The following is a 16,245-nucleotide window of genomic DNA, read 5'->3' as shown; positions in this document are numbered from 1 at the left end:
TCATGAATACAAATTTATTTCACACCAAAGAACACGCCAATATCAATCTAATTGCCGATATTGGCGGTACCAATATTCGCTTAGCGCAAGCAACGGCAAAGTTCGGCACGAAAACTCGTGACATTGATATTCATGCTATTGAGACCTATCAGTGCAAAGAGTTTCCCAGCTTAGCGGATGTGGTTGCCCATTATATTGCTGCTAAAGAGCTCAATGGCTTGGTGATTAATGCGTGTTTTGCTATTGCCTGCCCAGTCGATAATGACTTGATTAGCATGACCAATTTACCTTGGCAGTTCTCGCAAAATGAACTTAAGCAAGCGTTAAATTTACACTCATTACGTTTTATCAATGACTACACCGCAATAGCCATGGCCATTCCGCTATTGTCCGAACAGCAAAAAGTTAAAGTAGGTGGCGGCGAAACTATTGCCGATAAACCTATTTCAGTCTGTGGCCCAGGTACAGGGTTAGGCGTTGCTAACTTAGTACCATTAACTATGTCAGGCAATGAGCAATGGCACTGTATCAGCGGTGAAGGTGGCCATATTGATTTTGCTCCGGTTAATGAAATAGAGCAACACGTGATGAACTTTATCCATGGGTTTAAAAAGCGTGTTTCATACGAGCAGTTATTATCAGGTTATGGCTTAGAGCAAATCTATCAGGCCTTATTATTTATTAATCATGGCAAAGAAATTACCACCATTGAAGATAAACTTACTGCGAAGGATATTACCACTAAAGCACTGAATGCCACTTGTGCTGTCTGTCAGCAAACCCTGACGCTCTTTTGTGATGTGCTGGGTAGCTTTGCCGGTAACCTTGCCTTAATAATGAATAGCCAAGGCGGTGTTTATATTGCGGGTGGTATAGTGCCGCGTTTTGTTGATTATTTAAAGGAGAGTGACTTTAGAGTGCGCTTTGAAACTAAAGGAAGACTATCATCTATTACAAAGCAAGCCCCTACCTATGTGATTACTGAACAGCAACCAGGATTGCTCGGCGCTGCAGCATGCTTGTTATAATAAGCTTAAATTTGATTAAGAGATAATAAAGTCAAGCCTGCCTTGTTTTTATTATTTCTTAATCTAGACCTATCAGTTTTTCCCTTATTTCCTTGCAATGAGCACAAGACATTATTCAGTACTATCCAGCAACACTTCAAAACGATTGAGTAGACCTTACAAACGAATAGCACTCATACCAATTCAAAACTTAGTATACCTTCCTCCTAATTATACTTTCACTGCATTCGTGAGTTCATTCGACTCCACATGAGACTTCAATAGCGCTAACATCAGTGCAATAACCACAATCGGTAATAAAGTAAAATAAAACGCTGTTTGCCCATCAAAAGCCGAAAAAACAACGCCTGTAATCATAGAGCCCGTCGTCCCTCCTAGTGCCGAGAATAGTACAATTAACCCTGTCATTGCGGCATGTCTTCTTTGTGGTAACGCACTTAAAATTACAGAATTTATTGCCGGGTAAATGGGCGCCATAAAAAGCCCAATAAAAGGAAATAACCAAGCCGCTAAAGGTAAATTATGCCAATCAACATTGGCATTCACCACAAGGTCTTTTGTCAACGGTAGTGTCAATAAGATTAAGATGGCCATGCCCAACAAACAAGCATTCAGTAATACATACCAATTAATACGCCTTAGTATTGCACCCGCTCCTAACCGACCGATAGCTAAACATGCAGCAAAAATACTGGTAACCTGCACACTAATATCCGTCGGTAAGTGAAGTACCTCATTATTAAATGTGGGTAACCAAGTACCAATACCTTGTTCAATAAGAACATATAAAAAAGCTGAGATGACAAATACGTATACCATGGGTATTTTTACTAGTTTTATCATAGCAACAAATTCGTCAAACGCTGTCCCTTTGTTTTCAGTTGCATCAACCTGTTCAAAAGGTGTTGATAATAACAATAAAATATTTATTGTGCATAATAATGCCAACCAATAATAGACCTCAAACCAATCAAGGGATTTGGGTTCATCTGGAGTGATAAAAAAGCCAAAGATCCAATAACCAGATAAGACTCCAACCATAAAGAATCCCTCAATAATGTTGAGAAATGAGGCATGTTCTTGACGATTATGAGTGATCAAACCCACGGTTGAATAAACAGACACTTTGACTAACGCAAAACCAATACCAACGGACAAAAATAATACTTTACTCATGGCAAAACTAGGCAGCTGCGGCATAATTAAACAAGCAATAGTCACAAGAGTCAGCCCGATCAAAATTGCTTTTCGATAGCCAAAACGAGGTAAATACGAAGCGACTAAAAAAGAAACCAAGGCAATGGGTAAGTCTTTAAAGCCTTCTAATATGCTGGCTGAAGGCTTACTAATATCAAAGTTATTAATAACTTGTAAAATCACAACACCCACACTGTTAAGCAAAATAGCAAAAACAAAATAAGTGAGTAACAAAGATAATTTAATACGCCAGTTTTTCATAACACTCCCCGAATATATACTTCATATAAACATAGTTAATAATAATTAACGAATTATTTACGCACTACAACAGTAAACACTATCGATTGCATAATGAGTAACATTGAATAATAGTAGCTTTAAAAATATTATTTTGCAAACGATTGCATAATTTTAATAACCTTGTATTATTAATAACAGAAGAGAACAATTAAATAAGGTTACCGTGTGAAAACTTTAAATAACTACCTAGCTACAGACGAAGAAAAACAGTGGATTTTATCGCAAGATCAGCTAACACACCTTTCAGAGGGTGTTATTGAAACATTATTTTCATTAGGTAATGGTACTTTAGGTACGCGAGGCACTAGTGGTTATGAAAGTGATCTCACTCAGCCAGAGTGTGAAGGTACTTATATCAATGGCTCTTATAGTAGAGAGACCATTGAATATGATGAATCGGCTTATGGTTTTGCACAATTCAATAATAAGATGATGCAAGCTTTTAACACTAAAACCATTAAAATATCGTCAGAAAATGAAATCTTCAAGCCTTATAACCTTGGTAAGAGGCATATCAACTTACACCAAGCCACTTACCATGAAGTAATTCAACTTCACACAGATTCAGGGAAAAAAATTGTACTGCATATCACTCGATTAGTCTGTCAACATCAGCAAAATACGATGATAAATCACTATCAAATAGAGGCGGTAAATTTTACGGGTAAATTACGTATAACCTCTTCGATTAAAGCAAGTGATTCGACGAATCAAAATGGCAATGACCCTAGAATAGGTAATTTATCAATACTAGATAAACTGAAGTGTGTAGAGTCACTATCAACACCAGAATATTCCTTCTTAATGCATCAACTATCTGCTCCTAAAAGCTTGATGATTGTTGCAACAAGTCACCAGTTTGAGCAGCACAGTAACTACATGAATACCAGTTCATACAGTAAAAATACATTGACTGAGCAATTTGAAGTAGCGCTGGCTGACAAAAGAGTTACCTTCACTAAATACAGCTTATATCTTTGCCCGCAAACATTAACAAGTGCTAATCCACAACAACACGCGCAAGTATGTGAGCAAGCATTAATCACGCAAGCACGTGAAGAGCTTTTATGTGTTAAAAACCTGGGTTACCAAGAAAACTTACAATTACACCAACAACTAATGAATAAGTTTTGGCAAGATAGTGATGTAACTATAGAAGGAAATGACCAGCATCAATTAGCTATTAGGCTGAATATGTTGCATTTAACCATGTCCGCAGGAAAAGATGGCCAAAGAAATATAGCTGCTAAAGGGTTAACTGGCCCAGGTTATGACGGTCATTACTTTTGGGATTCAGAGATCTACATTATCCCTTACTTCATCTACACTCAACCAAACGTAGCAAAGAGCCTGTTAAGCTATCGCTTTAATGGTTTAGCAAAAGCAAAGAGCCGGGCAACAGAAATGGGTCATCAACAAGGTGCCTTATTTCCTTGGCGTACGATTAGTGGTGAAGAATGTTCATCTTTTTTCCCTGCCGGAACAGCGCAATACCATATCAATGCAGCAATAGCCTATGCCGTGAGACAATATTTTAAAGCAAGTGATGATTGGCAATTCATTTGGGATGAGGGTGCTGAACTTGTTATTGAAACAGCACGATTATGGCCCTCATTAGGGCATTTTAACAAGAATAACGATAACCAATTTTGCATTGATACTGTTACTGGGCCAGATGAATATACCGCATTGGTCAATAACAATTATTACACTAACTCAATGGCAAAAATCCACTTATCTTTTGCAATTGAACTCATAGATAAGTTGAGGGCTAACGATGAGAGTCGATGCAAGCTGCTATTAACTAAACTAAAGCTTTCTGTTGAAGAGCTGAATGTTTGGCAAGAAATTGTAGACAAGATGTATCTTCCGCACCAAGCAGAGAAAAATATTAGCCCACAAGATGATAGTTTTTTGGATAAGAAACCTTGGGACTTTCACGGTACGCCAAAAGATAAATACCCGCTGTTATTAAACTTTCATCCACTCGTTATTTATCGTCATCAAGTATTGAAACAAGCGGATGTGATCCTTGCCAACTTTTTGCAAGATGATGAAGTCGATATCCATTTAAAGCGAAATAACTTGGCTTTTTACGAACCGATTACCACTCATGACTCAACCTTATCTGCGTGCACCCATAGCTTAGCTTACAGTGAAACAGGCAATCATCAGGCTGCCTTTGATTACTTTGATAATACCGTTTTAACGGATTTAAATAATTTACATAACAATAGCCATTATGGTGTGCATACAGCCGCTATGTCTGGTTCTTGGATGTGTATTACACAAGGTTTTGCCGGCTTACGCATCAGAGATAATTACGCAAGTTTTCAGCCTAATTTACCAAAGCAATGGCAAGGTTTACGCTTTAAATTAAAGCTATTGGGTTGCCAAGTTCAATTAACATTATCTCGTGGGCAAATAACTTACCAGCTATTGTCTGGTAAACAGTTTTCTTTAAAACATTACCAACAAGAATATTTACTCACTGAACTAGAGCCAACCTTGCAAATTGCAATTGATGAAGATTAATCGAAAAAGTAGACTGGTGGAGAACTAAATGATGACAACAGACGCAGTAATATTTGACTTAGACGGTGTGTTAACTGATACCGCTGAATTACACTTTATAGCATGGCAAGCTATCGCTAATAAACTCAACATTACCTTTGATAAAGAGGACAATGAAAAGCTTAAAGGTGTCGATCGTGAAAATTCTTTAAAATACATTTTAGCTAAGGGTAATTTAGCTGTTGGCACAGCAAAGTTTGAACAATTACTCAAAGAAAAAAATGATCAATATCTAACCCTAATCAACGAGGTTAACCCAAGTCATTTGTTTGATGGAGTACTAAGCTGCTTTGCTGCATTAAAAAAGTCTAACGTTAAAATTGGCTTAGCCTCTGCTAGTAAAAATGCGAGCTTAGTTATTAGTAAACTCGGCATTGAGCACTTATTTGATTTCATTGGGGATGCCGCCTCAGTCGCTAACAGTAAACCGGCACCTGATATTTTTCTTTCAGTAGCACATGGGCTGAACGTATTACCAAAAAACTGTATCGGAGTGGAAGATGCTGTTGCGGGTGTTCGCGCCATAAAATCAGCCAATATGTTTGCTGTAGGCATAGGTGATAATCAAATACTCACGCAAGCAGATCTAGTTTTCCCTAGCATGAGTGAGTTTGATTTTAACCAAGTCGAAACGGCATTCTTATTATCGGCGACTTGATTGCCTTTGCACGACTTCTACATCTAATAACTGCGACTTAACGGGCTGTTGGTTAATTTTATTTAAAAGGATCTTAACCAAGAGTCGACCACCCGCAGCAGTATTTTGCTTAATAGTTGATAAAGATGGCGAGCAAAACTCTGACATGGCTATATCATCAAAGCCAATAATAGCTATTTTTTGGGGCACCTCAATTTTTTGCTCAAACAGATACTTACTTGCCCCAAGCGCAATGGCATCACTCACCGCAAAAATACCATCAATACCTTGATCTTCTATTAGTAAGTGATCGCGAAGTTTTGAGTAACCATCATTAGAAGTGAAATCTGTTTTAATTTGCAGCCCATGTTCTATCGGCAGATTAGCTTCTTTTAGTGCGTCTTGATAACCTAACCAGCGCTGCTCTACTTCGTTATGATTAATATCACCAAGAAAGGCAATACGTTTGCAGCCCTGTTGAATCAAATGTTGTACCGCAAGAAAGCCACCTTTTCTATTATCGCTTCCTATAGTGGTATAGCTATTCTCATGAATTTCAGTACCCCAAACAACAAACGGTAACTTAGTACTTGCTAACGACTCAACCCGTTGGTCATGCTCGCCTTGACCAATAATAATTAATCCATCTGCACGTTTGGATTCATAGTAATAACTATACCAATCATGCGTAGCAGTTTTAGTTGTAGTAAGTAACATATCATAACCGAACTTGGTTAACTCATCGGCGATAGTGCCTAATATTTCCATTAAAAATGGATCAGAGATAACTTGTCCAGATTTACGCTCTAACATAACAACCACAGCAATCGTATTCGTCTTTTGCGTGCGCAGCTTACTCGCAGTGACATTAACTTTGAAGTTATGTTCTTTAGCCAGCCCTTGAACTAAGTCTCTAGTGGCCTGTTTAATAACAGGATTATTTCTTAGTGCTCGAGACGCCGTTGATGTAGATACATTAGCTAATTTAGCGATGTCCGCTAGTGTCATTAAATTTTTTTTATTCATGTCATTGATTATTACATAATTTACGTACGAAGTAATCTATTCAAATAGCAATAATACAATCGATTGCAAAAACAACTTGCAATCGATTGCATTAATATCTATATTAATTTCAGGGAAGAAAAAACATACAAAATATCATTATAATTAACAGCCGATATAGCATTTGCTAATATTGGCGATAGAGGAAGACAACATGCCAAATAAATTTAAATTATCATCATTAGCACTGTCTATAGCACTAAGTTGCCATGCGAGTAATAGCTGGGCTGAGGAACAACCTACTGCAAGCAGTGATGACGTTGAAAAAATAGTTGTAACAGGTACTTTCAGCGGTAAAAGTGTCGCTAAAGAAGAAGCAAGTTTTGCTGTTAGTTCATTTTCTGAAGACGACATAAAAAAATTAGCGCCTAAAAGTACTGCCGATTTATTTAAAGCTATTCCTGGTGTTTGGTCTGAAAGCTCTAGTGGTGTTGCAGGTGCTAATGTTTTCGTACGTGGTTTCCCTGGCGCTGGTGATGCACCCTTTTTAACAGTTCAGTTAGAAGGCGCACCAATCTTTCCGCCACCAACACTATCTTTCTTAGAAAACTCATCAATGTTCCGTTTAGATGAAACCGTTGAATTTATGGAAGCACTTCGCGGTGGTACTAACCCAGTAATATCTAACGGCCAACCAGGCCTTACCACCAACTTTTTATTAAAAGAAGGTTCAGAAGATACTGAAGGCTTGGTCAAATATTCGACCTCGGACTATGGTTTACAACGTGTAGATGCCGTGCTCAGTGGTGAAATAGCTGATGACTTATATTTTATGGTTGGAGGTTATATTAAAAGCTCACCAGGTGCTCGTGATGCAGGATTTAATGCCGAAGAAGGTAATCAAATTACTGTAAACATCACTAAAGAACTAGACAACGGTAAAATCAATTTCTATACCCGTCAAACGGATGATCACGGAACCTGGTATTTACCAACACCATTAGATGTTGCAGGGGTGGATAATGAATTTACTCAAATTGGTACGCTAAACCGTCAAGCCGAAATTGCCTATGGTCCGGATGGCACAACTGAGAGCATTGACTTTGGTAAAGGTCGTGGCTGGGATGGCTCGGTATCTGGCGGTAGCATTGATCTAGAGCTCACGAATGGTTGGGTATTGGTTGATCGTTTTAGTTATACTTCAGGTAATGCTGATACCTATGGCTTAGTGCCACAGGGCGGTTCAGTTAAATTATCAACTGTTGCTGACAACGGCAGCACTGCTTTTGGCGCCGTGACGGGCACTGAATACTCAGGTGATACTGATGTCCAACAAATTGGCCGTTGGGTAGTGAAAAAAGAAATTGAAGCATTCACCAATGACTTTGCCTTAACCAAAACCTTTGATAAAGGCAATGTCACCGCAGGATTTTATAACTCGACTTTTTCATCTAAAGATTGGTGGTCAATAGGTAATCAGTCTTATCATGTTGTAGCACAAGGCGGCGAAAACCTTACCGGCATAGATTGTAATGACAATGCAGACAGCTGTACTTGGAATTACGATATCAATAGTATTGGTGATGGTAGGACTACCGCACTTTACATAGCTTCATCTTATGAAATAACTGATTCAGTCACTATCGATGCAGGACTTCGCCGTGAAAATCATGAAATTGAATATACGATTGATGAAGGTTTAGACGGCATCATTAATAAAGTCGTCTCTTATGATGAGTCAAGTACGGCTTGGACTGCTGGTATCAACTGGATGTTTGCAGAAAAACAAGGCATATTTTTCCGTGCTAGTGAAGGTAGCAAAATGCCATTCTTTGATGATTTCAGAGAGAACTATAGTTCTTATCAAAATGGTGATGATTTAATTAAAGATGTTTCACAATTTGAATTAGGTTATAAACATTCAGGTGAGAACTTCGAGCTTTACGCTACCGGTTTTTTCAACGAAGTAAATTCCACTTTCGCCGTAAGTCCTGAGCAGGCAGCAGTAGCATTTACTAACGAAGCGTACGGCGTAGAAATTGATTTTAATTACTACACCGACACTGGCTTCTCCGTTAATTTAAATGCAACCTTGCAAGAAACAGAAGTCACTGCACATGATGATCCTGATGTGATTGGTAAAGAAGCCCAAAGATTACCAGGTTATCAAGTTCGTATTACCCCAAGTTATGACATAGAATTTGAAAATGGTATGTATGCAACCTTGTACGGTACACTTACCGCTGTAGATGATCGCTTCAGCGAACAATATAACCTAGAAGCACTAATACTAGAAAGTTATCAAAAGATTGATCTTGGTGTAATTTTCAATCTTAACGACGAAGTAAAAATGCAATTAGCGGTAAATAATCTGACAGATGAAGAAGGCTTAACCGAAGGTGACCCGCGCGGTGTCTCTGGTACGCTGGACAATGGTCGTTATATATTAGGTCGTTCAATAGATTTCAACATTAGTTATAGCTTCTAATCTGTAGACCAATGAATGAATAAGGCTACCTGTAGGTAGCCTTTTTTAATGAGAAAAATTAATTTTAATATCACATAAAGAGATATGTGATAGTAATCAGGCGAACTTTACTCATGAATATCGAACAAAAAAGCACTTTAGTCAGCCTAATTGCTGATATTGGCGGTACCAATATTCGCTTAGCGCAAGCAACGGCAAAGTTCGGCACGAAAACTCGTGACATTGATATTCATGCTATTGAGACCTATCAGTGCAAAGAATTTCCCAGCTTAGCAGATGTCATTGCCCACTATATTGCTGCTAAAGAGCTCAATGGCTTGGTGATTAATGCGTGTTTTGCTATTGCCTGCCCAGTCGATAATGACTTGATTAGCATGACCAATTTACCTTGGCAGTTCTCGCAAAATGAACTTAAGCAAGCGTTAAATTTACACTCATTACGTTTTATCAATGACTACACCGCAATAGCCATGGCCATTCCGCTATTGTCCGAACAGCAAAAAGTTAAAGTAGGTGGCGGCGAAACTATTGCCGATAAACCTATTTCAGTCTGTGGCCCAGGTACAGGGTTAGGCGTTGCTAACTTAGTACCATTAACTATGTCAGGCAATGAGCAATGGCACTGTATCAGCGGTGAAGGTGGCCATATTGATTTTGCTCCGGTTAATGAAATAGAGCAACACGTGATGAACTTTATCCATGGGTTTAAAAAGCGTGTTTCATACGAGCAGTTATTATCAGGTTATGGCTTAGAGCAAATCTATCAGGCCTTATTATTTATTAATCATGGCAAAGAAATTACCACCATTGAAGATAAACTTACTGCGAAGGATATTACCACTAAAGCACTGAATGCCACTTGTGCTGTCTGTCAGCAAACCCTGACGCTCTTTTGTGATGTGCTGGGTAGCTTTGCCGGTAACCTTGCCTTAATAATGAATAGCCAAGGCGGTGTTTATATTGCGGGTGGTATAGTGCCGCGTTTTGTTGATTATTTAAAGGAGAGTGACTTTAGAGTGCGCTTTGAAACTAAAGGAAGACTATCATCTATTACAAAGCAAGCCCCTACCTATGTGATTACTGAACAGCAACCAGGATTGCTTGGTGCTGCAGCTTTTGTTCTGCAAAAGTAGCGCTATAGTAACTATACAGTGCTGAATACGTATGTAACATCTAGTGGTGACTCGTTAAAATGCGTATATTAAAATTCTTGTTTTAGTTTTTTCGCTCTCTAGCGTTTAAAGGTAATTCAATACACGTTTGTTTAATGCCTTATTGGTATCGCACATTATTCTTGCTATTTTCCCACAAGAGTAATGTGCTTTTTTAAAGGCAAGTACCGCAACACCTAACAATAAGAGTGCCCCGAGATGAGTGATACGAGTAATCAAAATCAACAAAAGCAGCAGAAACCACGTTTGAGTTTTTGGCAAATTTGGAATGTAAGTTTTGGTTTTTTAGGTGTACAATTTGGCTTTGCCTTACAAAATGCCAATGCCAGTAGAATACTTTCCGATTTAGGCGCCGACTTACATTCTCTATCTCTATTTTGGTTAGTTGCCCCCATTATGGGTTTGATTATTCAACCCATTGTTGGCTCAGCTTCAGATAAAACCTGGAATCGTTTAGGCCGTCGTAATCCTTACATTTTAGCAGGCGGTTTTGCCGCCGCTGTTGGTATGTTATTAATGCCAAATTCAGCAACATTAACAAGTTTTATCACTCCACTCTTTTTTGGCGCTATGATGCTAGCGTTAATGGATGCCTCTTTTAATTTAGCTTTTCAACCATTTAGAGCGCTAGTCTCTGATATGGTACCTGCTGAGCAACGTAATATTGGTTACTCTATACAATCTTTTTTAATTAATATTGGTGCTGTTTTTGGTTCAATATTACCGTTTGTGTTAACCAACGTCATTGGCTTAGAAAATACCGCTAGCACTGGTCAAGTTGCCCCTTCTGTTATTTGGGCTTTCTATATTGGCGCAACAGTCATGCTAGGCTCTGTATTGTGGACAGTATTACGCACCAAAGAGTACCAACCCGGTACTAATGGCTTAGCTGAATTAGACGATAACAAAACTACTCAATCGCTAGGAAGTAAGTTAGCTGAATTTTTCTCTTTAGTAAAAACAATGCCTACAACCATGAAACAGCTTGCTGTAGTACAGTTCTTCTCTTGGTTCGCCCTTTTTATTATGTGGGTTTACACCATGCCAGCGATTGCTCAGCATATTTGGGGCATTGATGCAAAATGGTTTGACCCTACCTATTTAGAGACTGTAGGCACTATTCCAGAGCATATTGCTAAAGCTAAAGGTACTGCTGGTGATTGGGTAGGCATTATCTTTGCCGCTTATTCTTTATTTGCTGCCATTGCTTCAATTTTCATGGCAAAAGTAGCCAATAAAATTGGCCGCAAATTAACCTATTCACTTTCTTTACTGGCAGGTGGTATCGGTTATTTAAGTATCATGTTAGTGCATAACCCCGAGTTAACACTGGTTAATTTAGGCATCACGCAAATTTCAGTGCCGCAAGGTGCCGTATCACTATTTTTACCTATGGTAGGTGTTGGCATGGCTTGGGCTGCTATATTAGCTATGCCCTACGCTATTTTGGCAGGCTCATTACCGGTGAAACAAACTGGCGTATATATGGGGATATTTAATTTCACCATCGCAGCTCCACAGATAATCTCGGGCATTTTTGCTGGTTGGATTTTAACGGCTATATTCGATAACCAAGCTATTTACATCATCATGCTGGCCGGTATTTCTATGATGTTAGGCGCGATTGCGGTGTACTTTGTTAAAGAAGATACCGAACAAGCCATAGGTACAGAGAAAGCGATGTCGGTTTAATAGCCGTTCCAAAGAGATAACCTAGCACTTTTACAAGCGCCCTACCTAATACTGCTTTTCTCGCTAAACTGCCTGAGAAAAGCAGTATTTATTAACTACCACAAGATTTTCGAATAACTAATTCTGGCGGAATCAAGGTCGTTTTAGCTTCCTCACCACTAATCATGGCCAATAATGTACTGACTAATAGCTCACCCGCTAATTGTGTATCTTGCTTCACTGTTGTTAGTGCAGGGAAAGTAAAACTAGCAATAGCAATATCATCAAACCCTACCAAAGCAACCTGCTCAGGAATGTCGATACTGCATTCTTGTAATGCACGCATAGCGCCTATAGCTATTAGATCGCAAGCGGCACAAATACCATCAAAGGACTCACCACTTGATATCAATTGGCACGCAGCTTGGTAACCAGCTTCTTCGGTATAAAGCGCATTAAATTGCAATGCTGAATTTACAGAAATATCATGGTCAGCTAAAGATTGACAATGACCTTTATAACGTTCAAAAAATTCTGGTGCATGAGTCGAAGCACTGCCTAGAAAGGCAATGTTTTTACGCCCTTTATTAATGAGGTGCTCGGTCATTTCCTTGCCACCTTGATAGTTATCACAACCTACCGAAATAAGCGGTAAATTTTTAACTTCAGCGCCCCAACGAACAAAGTGAGTACCTTGCTCCAGCAATTTAACTAACTTTTCTTCGTAATCAACATAGTCACCATAACCCAGTAAAATTAAACCATCGGCTTTATTACTATCTTCAAAGTCAGCGTGCCAGTCATCACTTGCTTGCTGAAAAGAGACCAAAAGATCATAGCCTTTTTGCGAACATGCTCGAGTAATACTTCCTAACATTGACAAGAAAAAAGGATTTATTGCGGAATCATCATTAGTAGGGTCTTCAAATAACAGCAAAGCAATAGTATCACTTTGCTGTGAACGTAAATTACTGGCATTTTTATCCACTTTATAATTTAGCTCTTTTGCAATAGCTTGAATTTTTTCTCGTGTGGCTTCGTTCACTAACGGACTATTTCGCAACGCTCTTGAGACAGTAGATTGAGACACCCCAGCTCGGAATGCAATATCAAATGATGTGGACTTTTCTTTCACGTGACCTACTTAAAAAGTAAAATAACAAGATTAAAACTTAGTATGAATATACCTTAGCAACTGGCTTATGTATAGACAGCAGCAAGTTAAACTAAATTAGCTCAATAACAAATTTATTAAGCCCTTAAATGGCTAAGCAATCTTATTATTTACAAAGTAATAAAAAACCCAGTAAACAGTTAAGATGAATACTGGGTTCCTATTATCTACGACTAAATAATCATTGATAAAATCCGCTAAAAAATAGAGCCTATTTCCAAACTATAAGAGCCGATACTTGCATTTTCTGAATGGCTTAAATCAATCCAAGCTTGTTTGTAACTTGCACGGAAAAATAGGCTGTTATCTAGCTCATATCGAAAGCCGACCGCAACATTATATGAAAATCGCGTATCGTTATAAGTACTTTGATAACCATCACAGATGTAACCCCACCACGGATCCCACCAACAAATAGCACCTGGCGGTCCATCAGCGATATTGCTATCTAAATAACTCCAACCCGCTCCCGCTTGAAGAAATGGTGTGAACTGCGAAGCAAAGACACTATAAATCACATTAAACTGACTTTCTAATACATCCATTTTATGGTTTATTTGATAGCTGCCATCGCTTTCAGAATCAACTAAAGTTGCTTCATAACTTGGAGTCGACGACGAAAAGTCAAAATTTACTAAAATATGGGGGTTTACATTGTAACCCAAAGTAAAACCCCAGCCATAATCACTTTCCACATCGAGTTCAGAGCCATTTTGACCGTCGATAGAAGTAGATTGATTATTGAGTATTTTAAAACTAGCTTCCCACTTATCACTACGTTTAGTGTAGTTAGCATTGGCATCAGTACTTACTATACAGGCCAAAATAGCTATAACACTGCTGAAGATTACAGCCTTCGTCATTAATATTTTGCTTAAAAACATAACTATTCCCTTATTTTATGGTTTTATATGTTAACTCTCTTATTGTGCCTTTGTTGCACGCGATACATATTCACCAGAACGTGTATCAATACGAACTTTTTCACCTATTTGTACAAACAAAGGAACACGAACAACGGCGCCTGTGGCTAAAGTTGCTGGCTTACCACCAGTTCCCGCTGTATCACCTTTTAAACCTGGGTCTGTTTCAGTGATATCAATTTCAACAAAGTTTGGCGGTGTTACTGAAATAGGAGTGTTGTTCCATAAAGTAATAGTATGAATATCACCTTCAACTAACCATTTAACAGTATCAGCTACGGCTTTTTCATCAGCACCAATTTGCTCAAACGTTTCGTTATTCATAAAGTGCCAAAACTCACCATCTGCGTATAAATAAGCAAGTTCAACTTCCATTACATCAGCACCCTCAACAGTTTCACCTGATTTGAAAGTTTTTTCTAAGACCTTACCTGAAACTAATTTGCGAATTTTAACACGGTTAAAGGCTTGGCCTTTACCTGGTTTTACCAATTCATTTTCAAGAATATTACAAGGTTCGCCATCAAGCATGATTTTAAGTCCAGCTTTGAACTGGTTGGTACTGAAATTAGCCATAGTAAGAGTGCTCTTTTATTAATTACTGAGTTATTTATTTGATCTTCACCAACCTTTAACCGTTATAATAGTCAAAGTAGCTAGCAAGAGATGTTCAATTGAAATTAGAATTGCCGCAGATAATAACCCAAATTGATCATGATTTGCATCTTTGTGATGAAAAATCATGGCAAAAAGACTTACGTGAAGTAGTGACTGAGCCAGAAAAACTGTTATCACTACTAAATATCGCACCTAAAGACTATTTACAGCACTTTAAGGCTAGAAAATTATTTCCAGTTCGTGTGCCTTTATCTTTTATCAATCGAATGAAAAAAGGCGATTTTGACGATCCCTTACTTAAACAAGTGATGCCACTATCGAGCGAGTTTTTACTTTCTGATGGTTATACTGCAGATCCTCTGCACGAGCATGATACTGTTGCTGAAGGCTTATTACATAAATATACAAACCGCGTATTAATGATAGTTAAAACGGCCTGTGCGGTTAATTGTCGTTATTGCTTTCGACGACACTTTCCTTATCAAGATAACAGTCCAAATAAACAGCGTTGGCAAAGTGCCCTTAACTATATTTCAGCTCATAATGAAATTAGTGAGGTGATTTTTAGTGGCGGTGATCCTTTAATGGCTAATGACGCCCATTTAACATGGCTGATTGAGCAAATAGAGAAAATTCCGCATGTAACACGATTGCGTATTCATAGCCGTTTGCCTGTGGTAATACCCAGTAGAATCACAACAAAATTGGTCGTTCTATTAAAGCACTCACGCTTAAAAAGCACTATGGTTTTGCATATTAATCACCCGAATGAAATTAATCAAGAATTGATAGACGCACTGGAGCCACTGCGTGCTGCACGTATCCCGCTTTTTAACCAAAGTGTGCTTTTACGTGGCGTAAATGATGACGCTCAAGTACTGATAAACTTAAGCGAGGCATTATTTGATGCAGGTATTCAACCGTATTATTTACACCTTTTTGATGCTGTACAAGGTGCAGCCCACTTTGATACTCCTGAAGTAGAAGCGGTTGCTCTTGTTAAAGTTATGCTTGCGCGTTTACCTGGTTTTTTAATGCCTAAATTGGTGCGAGAAATTGCTGGACAAGCTAACAAAACACCAATCAATCTGGCATAATTGCCCAAAAGATCCACTCTCTATTAAGTAAGACTTATTATGACTAAAGCTATCGAACAACAACTCATTGAAAATATTTCAGTTATTTTAAAAAAATCATTAGCCGCTGATGCAAGCTTAGCTGATTTACGTGAAAATAAAAAAGCGAGCTTTAAAGCTATTTTCACAACGGATTCAGTATTTAATAGCTCAGCTGACACCTTTCAACCTTATGTCGAAGAAGTTGCTGATGATCTTTTGCAGTGGCAAGCAAACAAAGATCAAGGCGTATTAATTACCTTAGTAAAAAAAATTGAACAATTATTTACGGTTTTAGCTAACTTCGAGCAAAGCTATAATTAATACCATTGCTCAAGTT

The 16,245-nt window shown here is 38.3% G+C and carries 13 protein-coding genes; 8 read left to right on the top strand and 5 right to left on the bottom strand.

What is annotated here, in order from left to right:
• Nucleotides 1-2: 2 nt before the first annotated feature.
• The gene (locus ND2E_RS02745) at nucleotides 3-1,028 is read left to right on the top strand and encodes a glucokinase (protein WP_033095508.1); all 1,026 of its coding nucleotides are present in this window, start codon (nucleotides 3-5) and stop codon (nucleotides 1,026-1,028) included.
• Between the two features lie 210 nt (nucleotides 1,029-1,238).
• Here the strand turns inward: ND2E_RS02745 and ND2E_RS02750 are convergent, their stop codons facing one another.
• Nucleotides 1,239-2,486 carry an MFS transporter gene (locus ND2E_RS02750; protein ID WP_033095507.1) on the bottom strand — a complete coding sequence of 416 codons (1,248 nt, stop codon included), beginning with the start codon at nucleotides 2,484-2,486 and terminating at the stop codon, nucleotides 1,239-1,241.
• Between the two features lie 207 nt (nucleotides 2,487-2,693).
• On the opposite strand from ND2E_RS02750, the gene ND2E_RS02755 reads away from it, so the two are divergent.
• Nucleotides 2,694-5,063 (top strand): glycoside hydrolase family 65 protein, encoded by a 2,370-nt coding sequence (locus ND2E_RS02755; RefSeq protein WP_033095506.1) that lies wholly within the window; start codon nucleotides 2,694-2,696, stop codon nucleotides 5,061-5,063.
• A 28-nt stretch (nucleotides 5,064-5,091) separates the two neighbouring features.
• On the top strand, nucleotides 5,092-5,760 hold the full coding sequence (gene pgmB / locus ND2E_RS02760) for a beta-phosphoglucomutase (RefSeq protein WP_223303697.1): 669 nt from the start codon (nucleotides 5,092-5,094) through the stop codon (nucleotides 5,758-5,760).
• Here the strand turns inward: pgmB and ND2E_RS02765 are convergent.
• Nucleotides 5,746-6,765: a LacI family DNA-binding transcriptional regulator gene (locus ND2E_RS02765; protein WP_033095505.1), complete on the bottom strand. Its 1,020-nt coding sequence runs from the start codon at nucleotides 6,763-6,765 to the stop codon at nucleotides 5,746-5,748. The genes pgmB and ND2E_RS02765 overlap by 15 nt on opposite strands.
• 193 nt (nucleotides 6,766-6,958) lie before the next feature.
• Here ND2E_RS02765 and ND2E_RS02770 point away from each other — a divergent pair, with 193 nt between their 5' ends.
• The 3 genes from ND2E_RS02770 to ND2E_RS02780 all read left to right on the top strand — a co-directional run bounded on the left by ND2E_RS02770 (nucleotide 6,959) and on the right by ND2E_RS02780 (nucleotide 12,096).
• On the top strand, nucleotides 6,959-9,232 hold the full coding sequence (locus ND2E_RS02770; RefSeq protein ID WP_033095504.1) for a TonB-dependent receptor: 2,274 nt from the start codon (nucleotides 6,959-6,961) through the stop codon (nucleotides 9,230-9,232).
• A 113-nt stretch (nucleotides 9,233-9,345) separates the two neighbouring features.
• Nucleotides 9,346-10,365 carry a glucokinase gene (locus ND2E_RS02775; protein WP_033095503.1) on the top strand — a complete coding sequence of 340 codons (1,020 nt, stop codon included), beginning with the start codon at nucleotides 9,346-9,348 and terminating at the stop codon, nucleotides 10,363-10,365.
• Between the two features lie 237 nt (nucleotides 10,366-10,602).
• A complete protein-coding gene (locus ND2E_RS02780) occupies nucleotides 10,603-12,096 on the top strand; it encodes an MFS transporter (protein ID WP_052056953.1) in 1,494 nt (497 codons plus the stop codon).
• Nucleotides 12,097-12,187: 91 nt separating this feature from the next.
• Here the strand turns inward: ND2E_RS02780 and ND2E_RS02785 are convergent, their stop codons facing one another.
• The 3 genes from ND2E_RS02785 to efp form a co-directional block, all read right to left on the bottom strand.
• Nucleotides 12,188-13,210: a LacI family DNA-binding transcriptional regulator gene (locus tag ND2E_RS02785; RefSeq protein ID WP_033095502.1), complete on the bottom strand. Its 1,023-nt coding sequence runs from the start codon at nucleotides 13,208-13,210 to the stop codon at nucleotides 12,188-12,190.
• 236 nt (nucleotides 13,211-13,446) lie between these two features.
• Nucleotides 13,447-14,133, bottom strand: coding sequence for an outer membrane beta-barrel protein (locus tag ND2E_RS02790; RefSeq protein ID WP_033095501.1), 687 nt, complete (start codon nucleotides 14,131-14,133; stop codon nucleotides 13,447-13,449).
• 39 nt (nucleotides 14,134-14,172) lie between these two features.
• Nucleotides 14,173-14,748: an elongation factor P gene (efp, locus tag ND2E_RS02795; protein WP_033095500.1), complete on the bottom strand. Its 576-nt coding sequence runs from the start codon at nucleotides 14,746-14,748 to the stop codon at nucleotides 14,173-14,175.
• A gap of 98 nt (nucleotides 14,749-14,846) precedes the next feature.
• Between efp and epmB the strand changes: the two genes are divergently transcribed.
• Together epmB and ND2E_RS02805 are read left to right on the top strand one after the other, a co-directional pair.
• Entirely contained in the window at nucleotides 14,847-15,887 is a 1,041-nt protein-coding gene (gene epmB / locus ND2E_RS02800; protein ID WP_223303696.1) for an EF-P beta-lysylation protein EpmB, read from the top strand.
• Nucleotides 15,888-15,926: 39 nt separating this feature from the next.
• On the top strand, nucleotides 15,927-16,229 hold the full coding sequence (locus tag ND2E_RS02805; RefSeq protein ID WP_033095499.1) for a hypothetical protein: 303 nt from the start codon (nucleotides 15,927-15,929) through the stop codon (nucleotides 16,227-16,229).
• The last annotated feature ends 16 nt before the right edge of the window (nucleotides 16,230-16,245 follow it).

The sequence above is a fragment of the Colwellia psychrerythraea genome, assembly GCF_000764225.1.
Classification (GTDB): domain Bacteria; phylum Pseudomonadota; class Gammaproteobacteria; order Enterobacterales; family Alteromonadaceae; genus Colwellia; species Colwellia psychrerythraea_D.
Note: the sequence above shows the minus strand (reverse complement) of the source record. Positions and strands in the feature narration are given on the sequence as shown.